The 23,580-nt window shown below is 38.3% G+C and carries 24 protein-coding genes and 1 pseudogene; 21 read left to right on the top strand and 4 right to left on the bottom strand.

Annotated elements, in window-relative coordinates; genetic code table 11:
* Nucleotides 1–14 precede the first annotated feature (14 nt).
* Together ABIB40_RS03140 and ABIB40_RS03135 are read right to left on the bottom strand one after the other, a co-directional pair.
* The gene (locus ABIB40_RS03140; RefSeq protein ID WP_354355879.1) at nt 15–2,168 is read right to left on the bottom strand and encodes a S9 family peptidase; all 2,154 of its coding nucleotides are present in this window, start codon (nt 2,166–2,168) and stop codon (nt 15–17) included.
* A gap of 143 nt (nt 2,169–2,311) precedes the next feature.
* The gene (locus tag ABIB40_RS03135) at nt 2,312–2,491 is read right to left on the bottom strand and encodes a hypothetical protein (protein WP_354355877.1); all 180 of its coding nucleotides are present in this window, start codon (nt 2,489–2,491) and stop codon (nt 2,312–2,314) included.
* 546 nt (nt 2,492–3,037) lie between these two features.
* Between ABIB40_RS03135 and ABIB40_RS03130 the strand changes: the two genes are divergently transcribed.
* The 18 genes from ABIB40_RS03130 to ABIB40_RS03045 all read left to right on the top strand — a co-directional run bounded on the left by ABIB40_RS03130 (nt 3,038) and on the right by ABIB40_RS03045 (nt 20,080).
* Entirely contained in the window at nt 3,038–4,741 is a 1,704-nt protein-coding gene (locus tag ABIB40_RS03130; RefSeq protein ID WP_502931050.1) for a glycoside hydrolase family 3 protein, read from the top strand.
* Nucleotides 4,742–4,793: 52 nt separating this feature from the next.
* Nucleotides 4,794–5,033 (top strand): hypothetical protein, encoded by a 240-nt coding sequence (locus ABIB40_RS03125; RefSeq protein ID WP_354355873.1) that lies wholly within the window; start codon nt 4,794–4,796, stop codon nt 5,031–5,033.
* Nucleotides 5,034–5,091: 58 nt separating this feature from the next.
* A complete protein-coding gene (locus ABIB40_RS03120) occupies nt 5,092–5,640 on the top strand; it encodes a hypothetical protein (protein WP_354355871.1) in 549 nt (182 codons plus the stop codon).
* Between the two features lie 359 nt (nt 5,641–5,999).
* Entirely contained in the window at nt 6,000–6,713 is a 714-nt protein-coding gene (locus ABIB40_RS03115; RefSeq protein ID WP_354355869.1) for a GNAT family N-acetyltransferase, read from the top strand.
* Between the two features lie 28 nt (nt 6,714–6,741).
* Nucleotides 6,742–7,932: an argininosuccinate synthase gene (gene argG, locus ABIB40_RS03110; RefSeq protein WP_354355867.1), complete on the top strand. Its 1,191-nt coding sequence runs from the start codon at nt 6,742–6,744 to the stop codon at nt 7,930–7,932.
* An 89-nt stretch (nt 7,933–8,021) separates the two neighbouring features.
* Nucleotides 8,022–9,059: an N-acetyl-gamma-glutamyl-phosphate reductase gene (gene argC, locus ABIB40_RS03105; RefSeq protein ID WP_354355865.1), complete on the top strand. Its 1,038-nt coding sequence runs from the start codon at nt 8,022–8,024 to the stop codon at nt 9,057–9,059.
* A 91-nt stretch (nt 9,060–9,150) separates the two neighbouring features.
* Complete coding sequence (locus tag ABIB40_RS03100) at nt 9,151–9,519, top strand: four helix bundle protein (protein WP_354355863.1); 369 nt, start codon at nt 9,151–9,153, stop codon at nt 9,517–9,519.
* Nucleotides 9,520–9,552: 33 nt separating this feature from the next.
* Nucleotides 9,553–10,692 (top strand): aspartate aminotransferase family protein, encoded by a 1,140-nt coding sequence (locus ABIB40_RS03095; RefSeq protein WP_354355861.1) that lies wholly within the window; start codon nt 9,553–9,555, stop codon nt 10,690–10,692.
* A 37-nt stretch (nt 10,693–10,729) separates the two neighbouring features.
* Nucleotides 10,730–11,089, top strand: coding sequence for a four helix bundle protein (locus ABIB40_RS03090; RefSeq protein ID WP_354355859.1), 360 nt, complete (start codon nt 10,730–10,732; stop codon nt 11,087–11,089).
* 50 nt (nt 11,090–11,139) lie between these two features.
* Nucleotides 11,140–12,141: a Rossmann-fold NAD(P)-binding domain-containing protein gene (locus ABIB40_RS03085; protein WP_354355857.1), complete on the top strand. Its 1,002-nt coding sequence runs from the start codon at nt 11,140–11,142 to the stop codon at nt 12,139–12,141.
* Between the two features lie 120 nt (nt 12,142–12,261).
* Nucleotides 12,262–13,344, top strand: coding sequence for a PDDEXK nuclease domain-containing protein (locus tag ABIB40_RS03080; RefSeq protein WP_354355855.1), 1,083 nt, complete (start codon nt 12,262–12,264; stop codon nt 13,342–13,344).
* The gene (argB, locus tag ABIB40_RS03075) at nt 13,334–14,173 is read left to right on the top strand and encodes an acetylglutamate kinase (RefSeq protein WP_354355853.1); all 840 of its coding nucleotides are present in this window, start codon (nt 13,334–13,336) and stop codon (nt 14,171–14,173) included. Before ABIB40_RS03080 ends, argB begins: the two co-directional genes overlap by 11 nt.
* A 267-nt stretch (nt 14,174–14,440) precedes the next feature.
* The gene (gene proC, locus ABIB40_RS03070) at nt 14,441–15,253 is read left to right on the top strand and encodes a pyrroline-5-carboxylate reductase (protein WP_354355851.1); all 813 of its coding nucleotides are present in this window, start codon (nt 14,441–14,443) and stop codon (nt 15,251–15,253) included.
* Between the two features lie 82 nt (nt 15,254–15,335).
* Nucleotides 15,336–16,430, top strand: coding sequence for a M20 family metallo-hydrolase (locus tag ABIB40_RS03065; protein WP_354355849.1), 1,095 nt, complete (start codon nt 15,336–15,338; stop codon nt 16,428–16,430).
* Nucleotides 16,431–16,453: 23 nt separating this feature from the next.
* Nucleotides 16,454–16,816, top strand: coding sequence for a four helix bundle protein (locus tag ABIB40_RS03060; protein ID WP_354355847.1), 363 nt, complete (start codon nt 16,454–16,456; stop codon nt 16,814–16,816).
* A gap of 105 nt (nt 16,817–16,921) precedes the next feature.
* Nucleotides 16,922–18,253: an argininosuccinate lyase gene (argH, locus tag ABIB40_RS03055; RefSeq protein WP_354355845.1), complete on the top strand. Its 1,332-nt coding sequence runs from the start codon at nt 16,922–16,924 to the stop codon at nt 18,251–18,253.
* Nucleotides 18,254–18,273: 20 nt separating this feature from the next.
* The gene (locus ABIB40_RS03050; protein ID WP_354355843.1) at nt 18,274–18,462 is read left to right on the top strand and encodes a hypothetical protein; all 189 of its coding nucleotides are present in this window, start codon (nt 18,274–18,276) and stop codon (nt 18,460–18,462) included.
* 364 nt (nt 18,463–18,826) lie between these two features.
* The gene (locus ABIB40_RS03045) at nt 18,827–20,080 is read left to right on the top strand and encodes a pyridoxal phosphate-dependent aminotransferase (protein ID WP_354355841.1); all 1,254 of its coding nucleotides are present in this window, start codon (nt 18,827–18,829) and stop codon (nt 20,078–20,080) included.
* A gap of 336 nt (nt 20,081–20,416) precedes the next feature.
* Here ABIB40_RS03045 and ABIB40_RS03040 read toward each other — a convergent pair whose 3' ends face one another.
* Nucleotides 20,417–21,274, bottom strand: a complete 858-nt coding sequence (locus ABIB40_RS03040; RefSeq protein ID WP_354355839.1) for a mechanosensitive ion channel family protein — start codon at nt 21,272–21,274, stop codon at nt 20,417–20,419.
* 214 nt (nt 21,275–21,488) lie between these two features.
* On the opposite strand from ABIB40_RS03040, the gene ABIB40_RS03035 reads away from it, so the two are divergent.
* Both ABIB40_RS03035 and ABIB40_RS03030 read left to right on the top strand, forming a co-directional pair.
* Nucleotides 21,489–21,791 (top strand): nucleotidyltransferase family protein, encoded by a 303-nt coding sequence (locus tag ABIB40_RS03035; RefSeq protein ID WP_354355837.1) that lies wholly within the window; start codon nt 21,489–21,491, stop codon nt 21,789–21,791.
* Nucleotides 21,781–22,116, top strand: a complete 336-nt coding sequence (locus ABIB40_RS03030) for a HepT-like ribonuclease domain-containing protein (RefSeq protein WP_354355835.1) — start codon at nt 21,781–21,783, stop codon at nt 22,114–22,116. The genes ABIB40_RS03035 and ABIB40_RS03030 overlap by 11 nt, the downstream gene beginning before the upstream one ends.
* 103 nt (nt 22,117–22,219) lie before the next feature.
* Here the strand turns inward: ABIB40_RS03030 and ABIB40_RS03025 are convergent.
* A pseudogene (locus ABIB40_RS03025) lies at nt 22,220–22,393 on the bottom strand (WCX domain-containing protein); the annotation flags it as partial.
* Between the two features lie 150 nt (nt 22,394–22,543).
* Here ABIB40_RS03025 and ABIB40_RS03020 point away from each other — a divergent pair.
* Entirely contained in the window at nt 22,544–23,386 is an 843-nt protein-coding gene (locus ABIB40_RS03020; RefSeq protein ID WP_354355833.1) for a hypothetical protein, read from the top strand.
* Nucleotides 23,387–23,580: the final 194 nt, after the last annotated feature.

The following is a 23,580-nucleotide window of genomic DNA, read 5'->3' as shown; positions in this document are numbered from 1 at the left end:
TTTGCAGCCCTTTTTTACTTTATCATGGTATATTTCATTTTATAATTAACCGGAGGTTCTTTGCCCAATAGATTTTTCACAAAATAGTCCCAACGGCGGCGCATCATATAAAACGAATCCATTCCATAACCATGGTGTGCGTGTGGGAATAAAACCAAATCGAAGGTTTTATTTGCTTTAATAAGCGCATCTACCACCAACATGGTGTTGCTAAGCGGCACGTTATCATCCATCATGCCATGTGCCAACATCAATTTTCCTTTTAAGTTTTTTGCATAGTTCTGATTTGCCTGTGCATCATAATCAGCATTTTGCACTAGCCCGTTGTAGCGTTCGCCCCAATCATCTTCGTAATTTCTATTGTCGTGATTGCCCGATTCTGCGATGCCGACTTTAAAGAAATCAGGATAACGGAACATCGCCGCGACTGCTGCAAAACCACCACCAGAATGGCCCCAAATGCCAACCTTATTTGTATCGATCGGGAATTTTTTAGACAGCTGTCTAATAGAAGTGATTTGATCTGGCAAGGTATTTTCTGCCATATTTCCATAACTCATGTCGTGAAAACTTTTTGATCTATTTGGATTGCTGGTTCCTTCCATCACTACAACCACAAAACCCAATTCTGCCAAAGCCTGGTTATCTCCTCTTGCCGAAGCAAAACTCCAACTTCCAACACTGCCACCTTGCGGCCCAGGATATATATAATCTATCACCGGATATTTTTTGCCTTCAATCATTTTTGTGGGCGTAAATACAAGACCATAAATATCGGTTTTTCCATCGTGTGCTTTAGCCGAAACTTCTATTGGCGGTTTCCAGCCTGTGGCCTTTAAGGCTGTTAGGTCTGCTGTTTCTAATTTAGAAATTAGCTTTCCGTTTATGTTTTTTAATACGGCTGTTGGCGGTGTAGATGGTGTAGAATAAGTGTCTACAAAATAATCTGCCAAAGGCGAAAATCCAATATCGTGCGCACCTGTTTCTGGCGTTAAATCTTTAAAGTTTTTTCCATCAAATTTAATGCTGCAGAAATGGGTAAAATATGGATTCGCTTTGTCGAGGCCATCGGCTTCAAAGTAAAGTAATCTATTTTTTTCATCAACCTTAATTAACTTTGTTACTACAAAATTGCCTTTGGTAATCTGATTTTTTACCTTTCCTGTAACCGAGTCATACAGATATAAATGTCCCCAATTATCGCGCTCAGAATACCAAATTATTTCTTTTGATGCTGGCAAATAGCGCCAGTTTATTGCGCCTTGGCCAGATTCATATTGCGTTTTTACTTTTTCCTCAAACACCTCTCTAACGGCACCAGTCTCAGCATTTGCAATGCGAAATTTCTCTTCTTTATGATCTCTTGATGTAGAAACGAATGCCATTTCTGTTCCATCTGCTTTCCAATCTATATCATCAAAAGTGCCGCTACTGCTCACATCATCACTTAACGTAGCGCGATGCGGATCTGCCGGAATTTGCAAGCTGATCACTTTTGGTTGATCTACGTTTATAATAACCCGTCTAATTGTTGCAATAACAGAATCGCCGGGCAAGGGGTATTTCCAAATGGTGAGTTTTGGCGCACCAATATTGGTGCTAACCATATACATGTCGCTTAAATTTCGCTGATCTTGTTGAAAAGTGGCAACTTTTTTAGAATCTGGCGACCAACGTACAATGGCTGCATCGCTATGTTTCCAACCCGCGTTATCGGTAGCATAACCGTAATTTTTTATACCATCAGCGGTAAGTTGAATTTCCTTTCCGGTTTCTAAATTGCGAACGTATAAATTGTGATCTTTAATAAAAACTGCTTTCTTGCCATCTGGAGAAACGACTTCATTGTCTCCCCTACTTCTTCTCTGAACAGTTTTCGAAACAGGCAACTCTTCGAGCGCCGCTTTGCTGTCTTTCTCAATTCGATTTTTTTGTGCGGGATCGATAAGCACATAGCTTACACCGTTTGCTGTATTAACCGAATACCAAAAACGTCCATCAGGCAGCCAATTTGGGGAAACACTAGCTCGATATAGTAATGGATTTGTATTATATCCCATAAAGCTTTCTGCATGTTGATAATCTTTTGCAGAAAGCGAATCTTTAGTCTGCGCATTTAAAGTTATCGCGCAAGCAGAAAGCATAAAAAACACCAAATTTTTCTTCATGTTATTTTAATTTGATTGCCTAAAGTAGAGAAAGAAGCATTTAAGCAACCCAAAGTATTAAGAATAATACATTTATGCAAAAGAAACGTTTGTCTAAATTTAACAGCAAAAAAAAACACCTTTCGGTGCTCCTCTAAAATATCCTATTTTTTATTATCGTGCTTTCGCTGATTGTCTTTGTTTGATGTTTGGTCTGATCGCTGACCGCCGGCGTTAGAAATGCCCTGCATTTTCTTATCGGTAGTAACATCGTGGTTTGCACGATCTGAAGTAGTATAACCTTGATCTTCGGGATTATGCACTGGTGTTTTTGTCCTTTTCATAATGGTAAATTTTAAGTTTAAGAGAACGGTATTTAAAGAACGCATGAGAAAGCCATCTGTTTTAATTTTTTTGACATTTCATCTTTTAAAAAACAAATAGCGTGCCTACCTATCTCATTTTTCTCTGCGGGGTTCAACCGTGCCAGAGTCGGCCTCTGCTTTACCCAACGCTGTCCTGTCCGGACGAGAGCCCTACTTTTTTCCTGACAAAAATTAGCAAAACCGAGCATTTGTGCGAGCTCATGAACGCGTTTAATCAATAAGCACTCGTGAATAAACTCAAGGCTGGCACCTCTTTGGGTAAAAATTCGCCAAGCTGTTCAATATCGATGATTCGAGGCCTTTCCTTAGGCTTATTTCCGCGCAAGGCTGCGAATACTCTTCGTAGCTGCAAAGTGTCCGGCTTTTGCAAGCAGCTTCTGGCGCTTTTTCCTCCAAACTGCTGCTAGGCCGACCCCTCCGAGTTGGCTATGGCAATTTTATTTATCCAAAAAACAAACAGGGTCTAAGTTATGATTACTATTTTTACACAAATTTTATATTTACATTTTGAACAAAAAAACGATACTTTTTATTCTTTTTATTGCTTTTAGCACTTTAGCCTCTGCGCAAAAACAAAGTTTTTTAGAGCTTTTAAAAAACAGACCTGAATGGGTAGAAAAAACTTTTACAAAGATGAACCGCCATGAACGCATTGCACAAATGTTCTTTGTTCGGGCGCACACAAACCTAGGCCAAAACTATGCAGATTCGGTAGGTAAGGTAATAAAGAAAGAGCAATTGGGTGGCGTTGTTTTCTTTCAAGGCGGGCCAGGTAGGCAGGCGGCCTTAACAAATGCTTATCAAAAGTTAAGCAACGTTCCGCTAATTGTTACTTCGGATGGTGAATGGGGTTTAGGCATGCGTTTAGACAGCACCATTTCATACCCTTATCAAATGGCATTGGGCGCCATACAAAACAACGATCTAATTTATCAAATGGGGCTGCAGGTTGCCAAAGACTATAAACGCATGGGCATGCAAATGAATTTTGCGCCCGATGCTGATGTGAACAACAATCCAAAAAATCCGGTTATAAACTATCGTTCTTTTGGCGAGAACAAATATAACGTAGCTATTAAGGCTGCAGAATATATGAAAGGGATGCAAGCAGGCGGCTTGTTAACCACCTTAAAGCATTTTCCTGGCCATGGCGATACGGATGTGGATTCGCATAAAGATTTACCGCAGCTAAATTTCACTGCCGAACGTTTAGATACATTAGAAATGTATCCATTTAAACAACTTATAAAAGAGGGAGCAACCGGAATTATGGTTGCACACTTGAGCATTCCGGCATTAGATACCACTGCTCATTTACCATCTTCTCTTTCCAAACCCATTATAACCGGCATTTTAAAAGAAAAATTGGGTTTTAAAGGGCTTGTGGTTTCTGATGCGATGGACATGAAAGGTGTGGTAAAATATTTTAAAGATGGCCAAGCAGATTTACTTGCGGTGATTGCAGGTAACGACATTTTAGAGCTTTCTGAAAATAGCGATAGGGCCATCCATTTAATTAGAAAAGCGGTTAGGCAAAACCTAATTAGTATGGATGTGATAGATGCTAGCGTAAAAAAAATCTTAACTGCAAAATATTGTGCGGGCTTAAACACACCCGACACCATCGTTACCAAAGGCCTTTACGCTGACATAAATCGGACAGAAAGCACGGCTTTGGTGCAACGGTTAGCAAACGCATCGGTAACGTTGTTAAGGGGCAAAGATTACATAAAAAACCTTATCCCTATCAGAAGAACGGCTATTATTAGTATTGGCGAACCTAACGTGACCATTTTTCAGAAAGAGATCAGAAAAGGTTTTTACAACGCAGTATACTATGTATTGGATAAAGATGCCACTACCGAACAGATATCTAACATTGCCAGAGAAATAAATGCTTTCGATCAAATTATAGTTGGGATCCACGACAGTCGATCCCGTCCCGCAAACAACATTCCATTAAATGCAAATGTTAAAAAATTTATAACAGAGTTGACGCGGAAAAATGCGGTATTTGCGCTTTTCGCAAACCCATATAACCTTGCGGGATTATCTGGTCTTCAAAACAGCAAAGGGCTTATTGTTGCTTACCAAAAAGAAGATTTTATGCAAAAGGCCGCAGCCGCGGTATTTAACAACAGACTTATTGCTACAGGCAAGCTACCAGTAAGCATTCTACCGTTCTTTAAATACGGCGATGGCTTATAAATTCATTTTGAGCAATGTTTTTAATTTATTTTAAAACAATTTATTTTAGATAATGGTCTTTATAGAAAACAACATCATGATAGACCCACAAAGACAAAACAACGCAGACGATAGCTATTCTGAAAATCAAAACGATGCGTTGCGCAGAGAAGATGATACAGAAAACATTAAAGAATTAGCTGGAGATGATATAAGTATAGAGGCAGATGTAGATAGGTTAGAACAAGCAAATGAGGCTTCGAAACCATCGTACGAGCTAGGCTTGGACGACAAAAAAGACCCTGAAACTTAGGAAATCAAAATATTTTAAAGATATTTACCCTAAAGTTTAAACAATAAAACAACATACCATGTTAAAAAAAATCAGCCCATTGCTATTTTTGATTGTTCTTACGTATGCATTAAGCAGTTGCAAATCAAACAAAAAAGGCGAGGCAGACAATGATACTTCTATTGTCGATAGTAAATCGGTTATGGTTAAAGAAGCCGAAAAAACCGTGGACTCATCTTCCCCAGCAACGTACAACGCCGTGCCAGACACCGCCTTACTTGGAAAAAGCTACGAGGCAAAGGTAAAAGTTATCAGTATGTCTGTAATGCCGCTTAAAGATCCCGACGGGAAATCTACCGGTTCTGAAGTGACCCTAAACCTTTCTGTAACCAATAAGAGCACATTGGATGATAAGAAATTCTTTTCTGTTTCTTCAGATGATGCACGATTAGAAATGGACAATGGTCAGGCGATACCCGTAAATGAGCATTCTGGCAAAACAAATCCAGACCCTGAGTCAACAAGTTCTGGAGAATGGAAATTTGAATTGCCCCCTAATGCAAAACCTGCAAAATTGCACTTGTATTTAGATGGCACTAGAGTAACTTTAAATCTTCAAACAAAATAATTTAAAAGCCCTGCAACGCAGGGCTTTGTTGTTTTATGGAAGTACAAAATTTGTAAAAAAAAGAAGAGAATGTTGCGTAAGCCAATTATTATTTAAATATTTACGTCTTATTAAATAAAAGCTGATTAAAACGCCTAAAAATGTTTAAACAAATTATACTTAAACTTTCTGTTTATCTGAACAATATGTTCATTACAAATAATTTGTTAGCTTATGCTTTTAAGCCTGCCTATCAGCACACTCGCTGTCGGCAAAACTTTACAACTCGTATTTAGTATTTCTTACTAATACTTATGAGGAATTGATCCTCTCTAAAAACCCAATTAACAAGAATACCTCAATTTTTCGTTAGAAAACGAATGGATATTAACAATTTTATAGTACAGGTTGCTATCGCAGAGCATAAAATCTTTGCAGAGCAAATTGTAGAAGAGATGGCAGAATCTGCCAAGGCTCGCGGCACCGGTATTGCAAAGCGCTCTGCAGAATATGTGGCGGGCAAAATGCAAGACGGCAAAGCAGTTATCGCCTTTCATAAAGATGGCTCTTGGGCTGGTTTCTGTTATATAGAAACCTGGAGCCACGGCCAGTTTGTGGCAAATTCTGGTTTAGTTGTAGCACCCCCATATAGAAAGGTTGGCTTAGCACATGCAATTAAAGAAAAGATTTTCGAACTCTCTAGAGTCAAGTATCCAAAGGCAAAAATCTTTGGCCTTACAACTGGTTTGGCTGTAATGAAGATTAATTCTGATTTAGGTTATGAACCTGTGACCTACTCTGAGCTAACCCAAGATGAAGAATTTTGGAAAGGCTGCCAAAGCTGTGTAAATTTTGAGATCCTTAAAAGCAAAGACCGTAAAATCTGTATGTGCACCGCTATGCTGTATGATCCGGCAGAGAAGAAACACGAAGCAGCTAAAATGTTTGCCGAAGAGCTTCAAAAGAAACCGAAATTATACGAGCGGTTTATGCGGATAAAGCAGCATCTTGTGCTAAAAAACAAGCCAAAAGCTCGTTTAAAAGCAATTTTTGGGTTTTTCCTACTCATTATCAAACATAAAATAGTTGGTTAACAATAACTCTTTTTAAAAAATAAATACAATGAATAACAAAGTTGTTTTAGCATTTAGCGGAGGACTAGACACCTCGTTTTGTTGCATATACTTGACGCGAGATAGAGGGCTGGAAGTTCACTCTGTTATTGTAAACACAGGTGGTTTTTCTGACGAAGAACTTAAAGAAATTGAGAAACGTGCGTACGCATTAGGTGTAAAATCTCATGCTGTAGTTGATGAAACAGAAAGCTACTACACCGATTGCATAAAATATTTAATCTTTGGCAACGTATTAAAAAACGCAACCTATCCGCTTTCGGTAAGCGCCGAACGTGTTAGTCAGGCTACCGCAATAGCACAATACGCAAAAAAAATTGGTGTAGACTATGTTGCTCACGGCAGTACCGGAGCGGGAAATGACCAAGTTCGTTTTGATATGATTTTCAACATACTGATTCCAGAAGTAGAAATTATTACGCCTATAAGAGATTTAAAACTATCTCGCGAAGCGGAAATTAAATATCTAAATGAACATGGCGTAGAATACAGCGCAGCAAAAGCACAATATTCTATAAACAAAGGGCTTTGGGGAACTTCGGTTGGAGGGAAAGAAACGCTTACCTCTAATGAAACATTGCCAGAGAGCGCATGGCCAACGCAGGTTTCTGAAACTGAAAGTCGCAAACTAGAGTTAACTTTCGAAAAAGGAGAATTGGTTGGCATAAATGGCGAGCAATTAGAACCTGTTAAAGCGATTCAAAAACTACAAGCCATTGCACAACCTTATGGCATTGGGCGAGATATGCATGTGGGCGATACCATTATTGGCATTAAAGGCCGTGTAGGTTTTGAGGCTGCAGCACCGATTATCATTATTAAAGCACATCACACTTTAGAAAAACACACGTTAACCAAGTGGCAGCTAAGTTGGAAAGAACAATTGTCGTCATTTTATGGCAACTGGCTGCATGAAGGGCAATTCCATGACCCAATTATGCGAAATATAGAAGCTTTTCTAACAGATACCCAAAAAGTGGTAAGTGGAAAAGTGTTTGTAGAGCTAATACCCTACCGTTTTCAAATTATCGGGATTGAATCTGAACACGATTTAATGAGCAATAAGTTTGGTAGTTACGGAGAAATGAACAACGCCTGGAGCGGAGAAGATGTAAAAGGCTTTTCTAAAATATTTGGAAACCAAGTAATGATTTGGAATAAAGTTAACTCAAAAGCGTAGCTTTTGAAGGTTTAAGGCGAAAGGTAAAAGGTTTAAGGCTAAGTGCCCAGACCCTAAACTCTAAACTCTAAACCCTAAACCCATTAAAAATGAAAATTAGAGTTGGAATAATAGGCGGTGCGGGTTATACCGGTGGGGAAATGTTACGCATTTTGCTAAATCACCCGAACGTAGAAATTGCTTTTGTAAACAGCACAAGCAATGCAGGTAATTTGGTTTCTGATGTGCATACCGATTTAATCGGCGATATCGATTTGCGCTTTACAGACAGCACTGATTTTGACAAGCTTTATAAAGCCTCCCCTTCTGGGGGAGGTTTGGAGGGGGCTGTATTGTTCCTTTGCGTCGGTCATGGCGATGCCAAGAAATTTTTGGAAGCAAATCCAATAAATGAAAAGATAAAAATTATAGACCTTTCTCAAGATTTTAGGTTAGCAGCCAACTCCTCCCTTTTGGGGAGGTCGGGAGGGGCTTTCGTTTACGGTTTACCAGAATTAAATCGCGAAGCAATAAAAACGGCCAATAACATTGCCAATCCAGGCTGCTTTGCAACATCTGTTCAGTTGGGTTTACTGCCCTTGGCAGCAAAAGGCTTGATCAATGGAGAAGTACACATCAATGCAACCACAGGTTCAACTGGAGCAGGTCAAAAATTATCTAGCACTTCTCATTTTAGCTGGCGAAATAATAATCTGTCTATTTACAAAGCATTCGACCATCAACACCTAGACGAGATTGGCGAAAGCCTTCGTCAAGCGACTGGTAAAAAGTCTCCTTTAGGGGCGGAGTTAAACTTCATTCCACAACGAGGTGCTTTTCCGCGTGGAATCTTGGCATCGATGTACTTAGACAGCGATTTAAGCGAAGAGGAAGCTCACGAACTGTTTGAAACTTACTACAAATCGCACCCATTTACGCATGTAAGCAAGAAAAACATTGATTTAAAGCAAGTGGTGAACACTAACAAGGCATTAATTCATGTAGAAAAACACGGAAATAAGCTGTTAATAATAAGTATGGTAGATAACCTTTTAAAAGGCGCAAGCGGCCAAGCCGTACAAAATATGAATTTGATGTTTGGGCTTGAGGAAACTGCGGGATTGAAACTGAAAGCAAGTTATTTTTAGACTAAAGCTGAGAGACCAAAGCTGAAAGCCAACAAGTTTTAAGTTGTACGTTTTACGTGATAAGTTTTAATTTTCCGATTAAAAATAAGATATGCAGAATTTTAAAGAGCTAAAAGTATGGGAAAAGGCACATCGAATTACTTTAAATATATACAAAGAGAGCGCTAAGTTTCCCAAAGAAGAAATGTATAGCCTTACAAACCAACTCCGGCGTGCAGCAGCCTCTATTCCCGCAAATATTGCGGAAGGTTGCGGGAAAAATTCGCAAGCAGATTTAGCTAACTTTCTAAATATTTCACTTGGATCGGCAAATGAAACAGAATACTTTCTGATTTTATCGAATGATTTAAATTACCTGAGTGACGAAACATTTACAACATTATCAGACAATATTAACGAAGTTAAGGCAATGCTTATCAGTTTAATTGCGAAAGTTAGAAATAAGCAACCTGCCCCTTAACTTAAAACGTACTACTTACAACGTAAAACTAACATGAACTTATTCGACGTTTACCCACTTAATAATATAGAAATAACAAAAGCGGCCGGCAGCAATGTTTGGGATGAAAATGACCAAAAATATTTAGATTTATACGGCGGACACGCCGTAATTTCTATTGGTCATACACACCCACATTACGTAAAGCGACTAACAGATCAGCTTAATAAAGTTGGCTTTTATTCTAATTCGGTTATCATTCCGTTGCAGAAACAATTGGCTGAGAAGCTTGGCGAAGTTTCTGGAAAGAAAGATTTTCAACTTTTTTTATGCAACTCTGGCGCCGAGGCGAACGAAAACGCACTAAAACTTGCTTCGTTTTATAACGGAAGAAGAAAGATTATCGCTTTTAACGGTGCCTTTCATGGTCGTACTTCGCTGGCGGTATCTGTAACCGATAACCCAAAAATTGTTGCTCCGGTAAACCAAAACCCAAACGTAATTTTCTTGCCTTTAAACAACGAAGTTGTTTTAGAAGAAACCTTTGCCGCGCAAGGTGATGGAATCTGCGCGGTAATTATAGAGGGTATTCAAGGAGTTGGCGGAATTAAAGAAGCATCAAAAAGCTTCTTGCAGAAAATCCGTTCGCTTTGCGATAAATATAATGCGGTTTACATTGCAGATAGCGTCCAATGCGGCTACGGACGAACAGGTTTATTTTACTCGCACGATTATGCTGGTGTAGAAGCCGATATTTACACCATGGCCAAAGGTATGGGAAATGGTTTCCCTATTGCAGGTATTTCCATCGCCCCAAAATTTAAACCTTGGTACGGCGAGTTGGGTACCACTTTTGGCGGCAACCACTTGGCTTGTGCCGCCGGTTTAGCGGTTTTGGAAGTCATGGAAAAAGACAATCTGATGCAGAATGCAGAAGAAGTTGGCAGTTACTTAATCTCTGAACTGAAAAAATTCAATCAGGTAATAGAAGTTCGAGGACGAGGATTAATGATAGGAATAGAATTACCTGCAGAGTTGGCACACGTAAAGAAAAACCTATTGTTCAATCATCATATCTTTACCGGCGAGGCTAAACCAAATGTAATCCGTTTGCTGCCTGCTTTAAACATCACAAAAGAACATGCTGATCAGTTTTTGGACGCGTTTGAGAAAGAGCTCAAAGCAGAAAGCTAAAAGCGGACTAAATACAAAAAACTGACTGAAGTAAATCATGAGAGATTACAAAAAATACGAAGTTTGGAAAAGAGCCCATCAGTTAACGCTTTTTGTCTATACAAATCTATTAGATGCTATTCCCGACTCTGAGCGTTACGATTTGAAGAGTCAAATTAAACGGGCAACTTATTCCATTCCACTTAATATAGCAGAAGGTGCTGGAAGAAACTCTGACGCAGATTTTGCTAGATTTTTAGATATGGCTTTAGGCTCTTGCCAAGAAGTTGAGTATACCATCTTTTTATTGAAAGAACTTAACTACCTGAGTGAAGTACTATATGCTGAAACAAATAAACAAGTTAATGAAACAAAGGCGATGTTAATTGGCCTTATTAAAACGATACGAAAAAATTAACCGCTTTGCAGAAGGCTTTTCGCTTTCGGCTTTAAACTTTAAGCTTAAAAATGAAACTTTTCACCTCCGTACACGATGTTCCAAACATCAAACAGCTAATCGCAGATGCCCTCGCATTAAAAGCAAGCCCTTATGCCCAACAACATTTGGGCAAGAACAAAACTTTGGGTCTTCTTTTTATGAACCCGAGTTTGCGCACCAGATTAAGCACACAAAAGGCTGCCTTAAACTTGGGCATGAATGTTATGGTGATGAACCTTGACAAAGAAGGCTGGGCTTTAGAAACTGCCGATGGGGTAATTATGAACGGCGGAAAAGCAGAGCACATTAGGGAAGCTGCAGCAGTGATGGGGCAATATTGCGATATTTTGGGTTTGCGTTCCTTTCCAAAATTAGAGAACAGAGAAGAAGATTACAGTGAAGATTTTTTTAATAAATTTATAAAATACTGCGGTGTTCCCGTGGTAAGTTTAGAAAGTGCAACCCGCCATCCCTTGCAAAGTTTTGCAGATTTGGTAACGATACAAGAAACGTTTAAAAAAATCTCCCCTTCTGGGGGAGATTTAGAGGGGGCGAGGGCTAGGATTCCAAAAGTAGTTTTGGCCTGGGCGCCACATATTCGCTCCCTACCCCAAGCGGTGCCAAACTCTTTTGCAGAGTGGATGTGTCGTGCACAAGAAGAGAGCATGTTAGATTTTACAATTGCCCAACCAACAGGCTACGAACTTTCTGAAGATTTTACACCGGGTGCTAAAATCTCGTTTGATTTAGATGAGGCACTGGCTGGCGCAGATTACGTGTATGTTAAAAATTGGAGCAGCTATAAAGAATACGGCAAAATTTTATGCACCGACAGCAATTGGATGCTTACAAACGAAAAATTAAAGCTCAGCCATGATGCAAAAGTGATGCATTGTTTACCTGTTCGTAGAGATTTGGAATTGTCGTCGGAGGTTTTAGATGGCCCAAATTCATTGGTTATCCACGAAGCTGGAAACAGGTTATGGGCCGCACAAGCTGTGCTTAAAACGATGTTGGAAGAATTGAGATGAAAATGGCTTGTTACAGGTTATGGGTTACGAGTCTAAGCACCCGGAACTATATCTAATTAAAATACTTTTTTAAGCTACTTAGTATTGTTTGCTGAAATTAATCTATTTTGAGAAAATGATATGAATAACACACTAGGAAACCTTGATTTTGATAATATTTTAGCGCTGATTATAAGCGCCCGAACTCGTGTTTATGCAAAAGCGAATGCCGAATTGGTTTTACTTTATTTTAACGTTGGCAAAATTGTATCAGAAAAAGTTGATGCCGGAAGCTGGGGCGAAGCAACAGTAAAAGAATTGGCTTTGTATATTGCAGAAAAGCAACCATTATTAAAAGGGTTTAATCGGCGCGGACTTTATAGGATGAAGCAATTCTATGAGGCAAACAACAACCCCGAATTAGGTATTTTATTAGAAAATACGCATAAAAAACAAATTGTGTCAGCAGTGTTGACACAATTACAAAACACTGATAATGAGTTAAATAAATTTGTGTCAGCAGTGCTGACACAAATTAATTGGACTAATCATTTATTAATTTTATCTAAAACGAAATCTGCAGAGGAAAAACTATTTTACATCTATCAGAGCATCCAAGAAAAACTATCCACCAGAGAACTGGAGCGTCAACTAAATACTGCCACTTTCGAGCGAACAATGCTTGGAGAAAAAATGAGCTCCGCAGTAACAAAACAATTCCCAGAAGGAATTTTTAAAGACCTTTATATTTTCGAATTTTTGTCTTTACCAGAGGTTCATTCGGAAGACGATTTGCAACAAGCTCTTATAAAAAACCTTAAAAATTTCATCTTAGAAATGGTAAAGGGCTTTGCTTATATGGGTAGCGAATATCGACTGCAAATTGGAAATAAAGATTACTATACTGATTTGCTATTTTACCATTGCGATTTGCAATGTATGGTGCTATTTGAGCTTAAAATAGAAGAATTCAAACCAGAATTTTTAGGTAAACTGAATTTTTATCTCGAAGCATTGGACAGAGATGTTAAACGAATCCATGAAAATCCAAGCATAGGCATTCTATTATGTAAGAGCAAAGATGTAGAAGTTGTAGAATATGCTTTGGCAAGGAACGTATCCCAGGCGTTAATTGCCGATTATGAAACCAAATTGATAGATAAAAAACTATTGGTAACCAAACTACAAGAACTGACAGAGCAATTTTATAGAAATGAAGAGTAGAAAACTCACCATAATCAAGATAGGCGGAAACGTAATAGATAACTCCGAAAATCTCCATCAGTTTTTGCTAGACTTTATCGCCTTAGCGGGAGACAAAATTTTGGTACACGGAGGTGGGAAAGTTGCCACAGAGCTGGGCAAAACTTTGGGTATTGAACCAAAAATGGTCGAGGGCAGGCGCATTACCGATATAGAAACCCTGCGGATTGTTACCATGGTTTATGCGGGTTTGATTAACAAGAATATGGTTGCCCAATTACAGGCAAAAGGTTGTAACGCTATTGGGTTAAGTGGCGCTGATGGCAATATCATAAAAGCAAAAAAGCGCCCCGTTACAAAGGTCTCCCCTTCTGGGGGAAATTTAGAGGGGGCTAAGGCGGAGGAGATAGATTTTGGTTTTGTCGGCGATTTAGATGAAAATTCTGTGTCAACAACAACTCTAGACAATCTGCTAAAAGCTAAACTTATTCCCGTGCTTTGCGCGATAACTCATGATGGTAACTCGCAGTTGCTAAACACCAATGCAGATACCATTGCCTCGGCGGTTGCGGTGGCCATGTCTTCTGTTTATGAAACACGTTTGGTATATTGCTTCGAAAAGAAAGGTGTGCTAAAAGACATAAATGATGAAACATCTGTGGTTAGAGAAATAAAAAGCACAGATTTCGAGGGGTTAAAAGCCGATGGTACGGTTGCGGGCGGGATGATACCAAAACTGCACAATGCTTTCGAAGCGATAAAAAAAGGTGTTTCGGCGGTTTATATTGGCAAAGCCGATGAACTTGACGAGTTGGAAAAAGGCACGTTTGGCACGAAGATGAATCCCTGAAAAAAATGTTTGGTTAGAGGGTTAATGGTGAGAAGGTTAGTTGGCGAGATGCAATTCCCCTCTTTTAGAGGGGTTGCCCCACAGGACGGGGTTTTTGATTGTTATTTGCACAAGCAGAAGTACCTAAACCTGATAGCAGCGAACACGTAGGGTAACCCTTTCGGTTACCCAAAGTAAAGCGGATAGCAGGGCGAACTTTAAAAATTGCTAGTGCCTGTGCTTTTCTAACAGAAAATAGATGATTACAGTAGTATAATTTTATAAATAATGACAAAAAAAATAGCCATAATAGGCAGCGGAAATATAGGACTATCTTTAGCAAAAGGGTTGGTTAAAACTGACTTTGAAAAAGCAGATAACATTATTTTAACTCGAAGAAATCTTGCGCTGCTTTCAGCTTTAGCAGCCGATGGGTTTAGGACTACCTCTAACAATCATCAAGCTGTTGAAGAGGCCGATATTATCATTTTAGCAGTTTTACCGCAGCAACTCAACTCGGTGTTAGAAGAAATTCAAAGCGCTATTGTTGATGAAAAACATCTAATTATTTCCGTAATATCTGGCGTAACCTGCGCAGAGATTAAAAGTAAACTGGGCAAAAAAGCAGAAGTAATTAGGGCAATGCCAAATACTGCAATTGCCATTGGGCAAAGCATGACTTGTATTGCAACCGATGGCGCAAGTACTGAAAACCTAGAACGTGTTACTAAAATGTTTGAAACAGTTGGCTTGGTTTCTAAAATAAATGAAGATTTAATGACTTCTGCAACAGCGCTTTGTGCTTGTGGGGTCGCTTTTTTCTTGAGGGCAATTAGGGCTGCCTCGCAAGGTGGTGTAGAAATTGGATTTCATGCAGACGAGGCGTTGAAAATGGCTGTTCAAACGGCTAAAGGAACCGCAGATTTACTTTTGATAAACCAAACTCACCCAGAAACCGAAATAGATAAAGTAACTTCGCCAAAAGGCTGCACCATTGCGGGATTAAACGAAATGGAACATAATGGTTTCAGCTCATCACTAATTAAAGGCATTAAACTTTCTGCGCTAAAGGCCGGGAATTTATACAATAAAGAGAGCTAAAAGCTTAAAGACCAAAGCTTAAAGTGGGCATGCAGAGTTTCTTGATACTCGATACTGAATACTGAATACTTGATACTTAAATATGTTAAAACAAATACAAGAAGAAAGTTTTGATTTGTTGCGAGAGTTGATTCGCATCCAATCGTTTAGCAAAGAAGAAGATAAAACGGCGAATTTGATAGCTGATTTTTTAGAAAGTCGCAGTGTTAAAACGCACCGTAAAATGAACAATGTTTGGGCGTACAACAAACATTTCGATGCAGGCAAACCTACCTTGCTGTTAAACTCGCATCATGACACTGTTCACCCAAACTCTGGTTACACGCGTAATCCGTACGATGCAGCTGTTGAAGGTGACAAACTTTTTGGCTTGGGCAGTAACGATGCCGGCGGTTGTTTAGTCTCTTTAATCGGTACTTTTTTATATTATTATGAGCAAGAAAACCTAAAATACAACATTTGTTTGGCTGCAACTGCGGAAGAAGAAATATCTGGCAACAACGGCTTAGAATTGGTCTTACCAGATTTGGGCGAACTTGAGTTTGCCATTGTTGGCGAGCCGACAGAAATGCACCTTGCCATAGCCGAGCGCGGATTATTGGTGTTGGATTGCATTGCACACGGCAAGGCCGGCCATGCAGCGAGAGAAGAAGGCGAAAATGCCATTTATAAGGCCATGAAAGACATAGAATGGTTTAAAAGTTATCAGTTTCCAAAAACTTCGGAAGTTTTTGGTCCACTGAAAATGACTGTAACCATTATAAATGCAGGCTCGCAACACAACGTTGTGCCCGCCGATTGCACCTTTACGGTAGACGTTCGCGTTACAGATGCCTATACAAATGAAGAAGTTGTAGAAATGATAAAAGCACACGTAGAGTGTGAAGTAAAACCAAGATCTGTTAGGTTAAAGCCATCTTCTATCGATAAAAACCATCCCGTTGTTTTAGCTGGCGTTGCGTTGGGCAAAGAGACTTATGGATCGCCAACTACTTCAGACCAAGCCTTGCTAAGCATTCCATCGGTAAAATGTGGCCCGGGTTTTTCTGGTCGATCGCACATGGCCGATGAATTTTTATACGTTAAAGAAGTGGCAGAAGGAATTGAGGGATATGTTGGAATGTTGAAGGCGGTGGTAAAAAGCATGGATTACGAAGTACGAAGTACGAATAGCTAACCGGAAAATAAAAGTGAAAAGATATGGCGAACGAAGAATTAAAGATAAGAACTAAAAAATTTTCAATTTCGATTGCTAAGTTGATTCTAGATATGCCCTATAACTTAATTAACAAGAATTATTCGAACCAACTGATAAGATGTTCGAGCTCAGTTGGCGCAAATTACAGAGCTTCACAAAGAGCGAAATCGACAGCCGATTTTATTAATAAATTAAAAATTGTTGAAGAAGAATTAGATGAATCTATGTTTTTTCTGGAACTATTAACTGAATTCAATCCCGATAAAAAAGTAATGCTTGTGGAAAATTGGAAAGAAGCTAATGAACTACTTTCAATTATTGTTTCATCTATTGTAACTTCACGCCGCAATGCAACAATTAAATAATTTTAACTTTTATTCGCTAATTTCATTCACAAATTATACTTATAAAATATTTATTAATAACGCATTAACCCGTTCGTACTTCGTACCTCGTAATTCGTAAATCTCATGAAAATTTGGCAAAAAAATATAGACGTAAATAAATTGGTAGAAACTTTTACCGTCGGTAAAGACCGCGAATTAGATCTGCAAATGGCAAAATTTGATGTATTGGGCTCTCTCGCGCACACGCAAATGTTAGAAACCATTAATTTGCTTAGCGCTGATGAATTAAAGACTGTACAAAAAGAGTTAAAAAACATCTACGCCGAAATTGAAGCAGGTAATTTTGTAATTGAAGACAGCGTAGAAGATGTACACTCTCAGGTAGAATGGCTACTTACACAACGTGTTGGCGAAGCTGGCAAAAAAATTCATAGCGGGCGCTCGCGCAATGACCAGGTACTGGTAGATTTAAAGCTATTTTTTAGGGCATGTATTGAAGACATGGTTGGGCAAACCTCCATTTTGTTTGATCAATTAATTAAACTGAGCAACGAACATAAAGACAAATTGATACCAGGTTATACGCATTTGCAAATTGCCATGCCTTCCTCTTTCGGCTTGTGGTTTGGCGCTTACGCAGAAAGCTTGGCCGATGATATGGAAATGATGCTTGCCGCTTGGAGAATCTGCAATAAAAATCCATTAGGTTCGGCGGCTGGTTACGGTTCTTCATTTCCGCTAAACAGAACCTTAACTACAAAACTATTAGGCTTTGAAAGTTTAAACTACAATGTGGTTTATGCCCAAATGGGCCGTGGAAAAACGGAAAGAATTTTGGCGCAGGCCATGAGCGCAGTTGCGGCAACTTTAGCGAAAATGGCTATGGATGTATGTTTGTTCATTAATCAGAATTTCGGGTTTATCAGCTTTCCGCCAGAACTAACTACTGGTTCTAGCATTATGCCGCATAAAAAAAATCCAGATGTTTTTGAGTTGATCCGCTCGCGTTGTAATAAAATCCAAGCGCTACCAAACGAAATTGCCATGATGATTACCAACCTTCCATCTGGCTATCAGAGAGATTTGCAACTGCTAAAAGAAAATCTCTTCCCGGCCATCACTTCGTTAAATGAGTGTTTAGAAATTGCGACTTTTATGTTTCAAAACATCAACATAAAAGACAATATTTTAAAAGATAAGAAATACGATTACCTGTTTAGCGTGGAAATGGTAAACGACTTGGTACTAAAAGGCATTCCGTTTAGAGAAGCATACAAAATAGTAGGGGAACAAATAGAGAATGGCACTTTTGCTCCATCAATCGAAGTAAAACATACACACGAAGGAAGCATTGGCAATTTGTGTAACGAGGAAATTTCTGAAGCCATGAAGCAAGTCGTAGCTCAATTTGGTTTTAATAAAGTGAATAAAGCGATAGCGGATTTGCTAAGGTAAATTTTAGTAAATTTGTTAGTATGACAACGTTAATAATAGAAATAAAAAACAAGGATACCAGCTTGGTTGAAGATTTCTTAAGCAGCATTGGGGCCAAAATTACGGTCGCTCAAAGTAGCCAGATAACATCAGAAATCGTCCAGGCATTAAGTGAAATTAAAGAAATGCGTGAAGGTAAACGCGAGCCTTTAAGTTTAAACCATATTTAGCGGCCAATAAGATTATTTATTCTGTAATTTTTGTAAGAAAAGCCAGAACGTGTGAGAAAAAGTATTATTCCCTAGTTGATGACCTACATATTCTGTAAGAATCACTTCTTAACAATCCTATTCAGGGAATTGCTTTAGGTGTTGGTCTTTATAAAGTTAGGCTTGCGATAAAGACAAAAGCGTAGGATTTAGAATTATTACTTATTTAATCTTAAAAGACAACGAGAATACAACCATTAATATGCTTACCATCTACGATAAATCTGAGGAAAGCAGCATCGAAAAAAAAATACTTCAAAAAATGATTCAGCATTATAATCTACAGATTATGCCACCACAAAGCCTAAAGAATTAAATTAAAATTATGAAAGTTTCAAAAGTAGCCAGCACGTTAATTGGCTCAGAGATTATAAAAATTGGTAACGAAGTAAATGAAATGAAGCGCAAAGGCGCAACCATTGCAAACCTAACTATTGGCGATTTCGATTCGAACGTCTATCCAATACCAACCGCATTAAAAGACGGAATTGTAGCTGCTTACAATGCCAATCAAACAAATTATCCGCCTGCTGATGGTGTTTTGGCGCTCCGTAAAACAGTGTCAACTTTATTAAAAGATCGGTTTAATTTAGGTTATGCCTCAAACAGTATTTTGGTTTCTGGTGGCTCTAGGCCGCTGATTTACGCCACTTATTTGGCGGTCGTAGATCCAGGCGACACCGTTATTTTCCCTGCTCCATCTTGGAACAACAACCATTATTGCCACTTAACTTCGGCAAATGCGGTGGCGGTAAAAACTGATGTAGAACATAATTTTATGCCGACCGCTGCTCAGTTAAAACCTCATTTAAAAGGCGCAACTTTGTTAGCGCTATGCTCGCCGCTAAACCCAACTGGCACCATGTTCGATGCAGAGTCTCTCGCAGAAATCTGCGATGCTGTGTTGGAAGAAAATGCATCGCGCAAAGCAGACGAAAAACCACTTTATTTAATGTACGATCAGATTTATTCGCTGCTCACTTTCGGTAAGGAACATGTAAATCCGGTTTCGTTACGCCCCGCCATGCGAGAGTTTACTGTTTTTATAGATGGCAGTTCGAAGTGTTTGGCAGCAACTGGCGTACGTGTAGGTTGGGGTTTTGGCCCAGAAGATATTATAGGGCGGATGAAAGCCTTAGTCGGCCACATGGGGGCTTGGGCACCAAAAGCAGAACAAGTAGCCATGTCTAATTTCTTTAATGATAAGGCCGAGGTTGATGGTTTTTTAACGCAATTTAAAGGCGAAATTAGAGCAAGTTTAACCACACTTTACAATGGCTTCCATGAGTTAAAAACTGAAGGTTTTAACGTAGATGCCATTGAGCCAATGGGTGCCATTTACCTAACAATTAAAATAGATTATATCGGTAAGACCACGCCAGATGGCCAAGTTTTAAAAGACAGCAACGAGGTGAATTTTTATTTAATTAAAGAAGCCGGAGCAGCGTTAGTACCATTCTCTTGCTTCGGTAACGAGCACAGCATGCCTTGGTTTCGGGCATCTGTTGGCGCCTGCACCTTGCAAGACATTAAAGATATGTTGCCAAGAATTAAAAATGCGTTGGGTAAACTAAAATAGTTTTTTTTGAAAACGTAAGGGCAGCAGTTCTTCGGCAATTGCTGTCCTGCTTTGTGGTACAAGCCAAACAGAAAAAGTTTGGGCTTTCCCCGTCAATCAGGTTTATTAAAGTTAGGGAAGTGCCTGTCGGTTTGTTCTACAACCCTAGATTTACCTCAAAATGAATTTGACTCTTTTTAGCACACCAACTTTGTACCTAGCGACCGCTAACCATCATAGTGACATCCTTTCTTCGGCCGAAAAGCCCGAAGAAAGATATAATCCCGCACGTGCGGGATGCCGATTTCTATTCGGGATTAAAGCCCCCAAAACCTTCTTTAAAAAATAAACAGATTTTTAACCCTGGTTGTAATGATGTACATCGCGCTGTGGAAAAGGAATCCCAATCCCGGCATTGTCTAAAGCAGCTTTGCAATCTATAATCAATTGTTCATTCATCGTCCAGAAATCGGCATTATTTGTGGTTACCCTAACGGATAGGTTTACAGAACTATCGCCTAAAGCCGTTACCATAATCTGTGGCGCTGGATCATCTAACGCAAACTCGTTATTTCTTACCACCTCCATTAAAATATCTTTTGTCTTCCTTAAATCAGCATCGTAAGATACGCCAATATCAAACCAAGTTCTGCGTGTGCCAAGCTCAGTATAGTTGGTAATGTTGCTGTTAGAAAGGTTTCCATTCGGCACCACCACCAATTGGTTTTGAGATGTTTTGATTTTGGTGTTAAAAATGTCTATCAGCATTACCGTTCCAGAAATTCCGTTTGTGGTAGAGATAAAATCTCCAATCTTAAACGGCTTTAGGGTAAGTATAAGTACTCCACCAGCAAAGTTGGACAGCGAACCTTGCAGTGCCAAGCCAACGGCCAGGCCAGCCGCACCAATTAGCGCAACAAAGGCCGATGTTTGAATGCCGAGTTGTGTAATGGCAATGATAAAAACTAATATTTTTAAGCTCCACTCTATCAAATGGATTAGAAAACGCCTCAATGAAATATCAATATCTCGCTTTTCGAAAATTGTAGTAACTAATTTTTTAATCAGCTTGATTAACCATAACCCAATAAAAAGTATAAGAATGGCAGAGACAATTGCGGTAGCTATTTGCGGAGCATATTCTATCGTTTTTGAATAAAGCTTATCTACGTTGCTCTCTATATTTGTAGGGTTTAAATTGGAAGTATCTAGCATAATCTAAAAGTTTACGAACGTTTTTAACACACGGATTGAAAGCCCCAAAGGTAAGCGTTAGTTATGGGAATCAAAATTTTAGAAGGCCTTGTCTGCCTAAACGGCATTTGACGTACTATTTCTAAACCGATAACAAATTTATATTCTCTATTCTCTGAACTTTGATTAAGCGACAAAAATATAGATTGAAGATAATTTTAAGTATTTTTGATTAATGAAGATAAGCGACAAAAATATCAATCTTATAAAAAAACTTTGTAAAAAATTCAGAGTTCGTACATTCTCGGCATTTGGCTCTGTTACACGCGAAGATTATAGCGAAGATTCTGACATAGATTTTGTTGTTGATTTTGATGTGAACGACCCTTTTGAATATACTGACCTGTATTTTCAATTTAAAGAACATTTGGAGAATTTATTAAAACGACGAATTGACCTTATTGAAGAAAGAGGGATTAAAAACCATTATTTCAAAAAGGAACTTAATGAAACAAAAGTTCTAATTTATGGACAATAGAATAAATGCTTGGCTACAAGACATAATTAAGTCTATTGACGAAATTTTTGATTTTCTGCCCGAAAAAAGAGATTTTTTTGAATATCAAAACGACCTTAAAACGAAGAAAGCAATCGAAAGAAACATTGAGATTATCGGAGAGGCAATAAACCGTATTTCTAAGCACGGCGACTTTAAAATTGAGATAAAAAATGCGCAAAAGATAATTGGGACAAGAAATAGAATTGCGCACGAGTATGATAATATTTCTGATGAAGTTATTTGGACTATTGTTTTAAGAGAATTGCCCAAGCTTAAAAAAGAAGTGAGGAGCTTGATGAAGTAAATATTGATTGCAGCACCTTCTTTTGATTTCAGATAGGATAGAAATTCTTTTCTTTTGGGACAATAGCCAGTTGTTTATTCAGGTTGAAAAATATTCGAATAGATTAAATCACCCCTTGCTGTAAGCCTAGCATCTTATCTAACTGCTGCTGATAAAGATCTTTCAATATTGTTGGCTCTACAATTTTTACATTCCCCATCCATTGAAAAAGCCAACCTACCAATTCTAGATTTATACCGCATTCCATTTTCATCACAAAGTTACCGTTTTCTAATTGCCCAAACTGTTGCGAGTGGTAACAACGATTAACAACTTATCAAAGCAATAAATTCTTTTGCAACAGTTTTTTTAATTTTTAAATTTCTATTGAGAGGTCAATAATAAATCAAATTTAGAATTATATTTGATTTTAAAAATATAACGCTCAATGTCAAAAAAGAAAATATTCATAACAGTACAGCAGCCACAAGCACCGGAAAAACCCTTAGACAATAAGCAATTCAATCTTGACTTAGTTTCGCTCATAGTTAACGTTATACTTGCTGGTGTAGCTATTTATGTTCTTTTTTTGACTAGAAAACAAACTCAATCCTCAATAAAGTCTGTAGAAATTGCAAAGCAAGTATTTGAGGATACAAAAAGGTATAATGAGCAGACAAGAAGATATAACGAGGACATGTTTAATTTTCAGAAAGCAGCATCCGACAGTTCCGCATTAGATAGTAAGAAACAATTTGAACTTCAAACCCAAGTTATAAATACTCAACTTAAATCGCTTGCCGATGCAGAACGTAGATTTATATTAGAAAATGAACCCTATTTACAAATTGCAAAATTACTGGTTAATAGTGGAAGTTTCGGAAACTACAATTATAGAAGTATTGAAGTTGATTTAACAAATCTTGGAAAGCAGCCAGTTCAGATAACAAAACAACGTTATTTTTTTAAATTTTTACGTATTGATGGATATCTAAAACCATCTGACTATGACTTTATTCTACAAGATTTAAATAAAAAGAAATTTAGTCGGTATCCGCTGATGGTAAGTAGTTCAAATATTTCATCATATACTGACATTCAGTCTAAAAATAAAGAGCCACAAATCCCAACTGGTTTAATGTTTGTTGATGTGTTTCCATATTATGCTGGCGAAATACATTATTACAATGTAATAAGTCAAAAGAAAAAGGTTTATAAATTTCTTGCCGAAATAAAAGCAATTGACAAAGTTGGGTATAATCTGATTTATTCTATGAACGAAAATGAGTAACCTATTTCTTGCCCACAAATAAAGTATCACTAGCTTTTGCGTGAATATTCTGAATAACGTTACTGGTGTCGAAAGCAGGTATCAATTTTTTAGATTGTTATCACTTCTTGAATTTCCACAGAAAAGAATTTTTGATATCAACATAAGATAAGGTCTAATAAAAAAGCTTTCATCCGTTTTCTATGAAATTAAGA

The sequence above is a fragment of the Pedobacter sp. UYP30 genome, from assembly GCF_040547165.1.
Lineage (GTDB): Bacteria > Bacteroidota > Bacteroidia > Sphingobacteriales > Sphingobacteriaceae > Pedobacter.
Note: the sequence above shows the minus strand (reverse complement) of the source record. Positions and strands in the feature narration are given on the sequence as shown.

Excerpts from the sequence above, each read along its gene's own strand:
- argC (WP_354355865.1), top strand. The coding sequence starts at position 8,022 with ATGAAAATTAGAGTTGGAATAATAGGCGGTGCGGGTTATACCGGTGGG.
- ABIB40_RS03120 (WP_354355871.1), top strand. The coding sequence starts at position 5,092 with ATGTTAAAAAAAATCAGCCCATTGCTATTTTTGATTGTTCTTACGTAT.
- ABIB40_RS03125 (WP_354355873.1), top strand. The coding sequence starts at position 4,794 with ATGGTCTTTATAGAAAACAACATCATGATAGACCCACAAAGACAAAAC.
- ABIB40_RS03020 (WP_354355833.1), top strand. The coding sequence starts at position 22,544 with ATGTCAAAAAAGAAAATATTCATAACAGTACAGCAGCCACAAGCACCG.
- ABIB40_RS03140 (WP_354355879.1), bottom strand. The coding sequence starts at position 2,168 with ATGAAGAAAAATTTGGTGTTTTTTATGCTTTCTGCTTGCGCGATAACT.
- argG (WP_354355867.1), top strand. The coding sequence starts at position 6,742 with ATGAATAACAAAGTTGTTTTAGCATTTAGCGGAGGACTAGACACCTCG.
- proC (WP_354355851.1), top strand. The coding sequence starts at position 14,441 with ATGACAAAAAAAATAGCCATAATAGGCAGCGGAAATATAGGACTATCT.
- ABIB40_RS03090 (WP_354355859.1), top strand. The coding sequence starts at position 10,730 with ATGAGAGATTACAAAAAATACGAAGTTTGGAAAAGAGCCCATCAGTTA.
- ABIB40_RS03100 (WP_354355863.1), top strand. The coding sequence starts at position 9,151 with ATGCAGAATTTTAAAGAGCTAAAAGTATGGGAAAAGGCACATCGAATT.
- argB (WP_354355853.1), top strand. The coding sequence starts at position 13,334 with ATGAAGAGTAGAAAACTCACCATAATCAAGATAGGCGGAAACGTAATA.
- ABIB40_RS03045 (WP_354355841.1), top strand. The coding sequence starts at position 18,827 with ATGAAAGTTTCAAAAGTAGCCAGCACGTTAATTGGCTCAGAGATTATA.
- ABIB40_RS03080 (WP_354355855.1), top strand. The coding sequence starts at position 12,262 with ATGAATAACACACTAGGAAACCTTGATTTTGATAATATTTTAGCGCTG.
- argH (WP_354355845.1), top strand. The coding sequence starts at position 16,922 with ATGAAAATTTGGCAAAAAAATATAGACGTAAATAAATTGGTAGAAACT.
- ABIB40_RS03095 (WP_354355861.1), top strand. The coding sequence starts at position 9,553 with ATGAACTTATTCGACGTTTACCCACTTAATAATATAGAAATAACAAAA.
- ABIB40_RS03030 (WP_354355835.1), top strand. The coding sequence starts at position 21,781 with ATGGACAATAGAATAAATGCTTGGCTACAAGACATAATTAAGTCTATT.
- ABIB40_RS03065 (WP_354355849.1), top strand. The coding sequence starts at position 15,336 with ATGTTAAAACAAATACAAGAAGAAAGTTTTGATTTGTTGCGAGAGTTG.
- ABIB40_RS03050 (WP_354355843.1), top strand. The coding sequence starts at position 18,274 with ATGACAACGTTAATAATAGAAATAAAAAACAAGGATACCAGCTTGGTT.
- ABIB40_RS03115 (WP_354355869.1), top strand. The coding sequence starts at position 6,000 with ATGGATATTAACAATTTTATAGTACAGGTTGCTATCGCAGAGCATAAA.
- ABIB40_RS03035 (WP_354355837.1), top strand. The coding sequence starts at position 21,489 with ATGAAGATAAGCGACAAAAATATCAATCTTATAAAAAAACTTTGTAAA.
- ABIB40_RS03085 (WP_354355857.1), top strand. The coding sequence starts at position 11,140 with ATGAAACTTTTCACCTCCGTACACGATGTTCCAAACATCAAACAGCTA.
- ABIB40_RS03040 (WP_354355839.1), bottom strand. The coding sequence starts at position 21,274 with ATGCTAGATACTTCCAATTTAAACCCTACAAATATAGAGAGCAACGTA.
- ABIB40_RS03135 (WP_354355877.1), bottom strand. The coding sequence starts at position 2,491 with ATGAAAAGGACAAAAACACCAGTGCATAATCCCGAAGATCAAGGTTAT.
- ABIB40_RS03060 (WP_354355847.1), top strand. The coding sequence starts at position 16,454 with ATGGCGAACGAAGAATTAAAGATAAGAACTAAAAAATTTTCAATTTCG.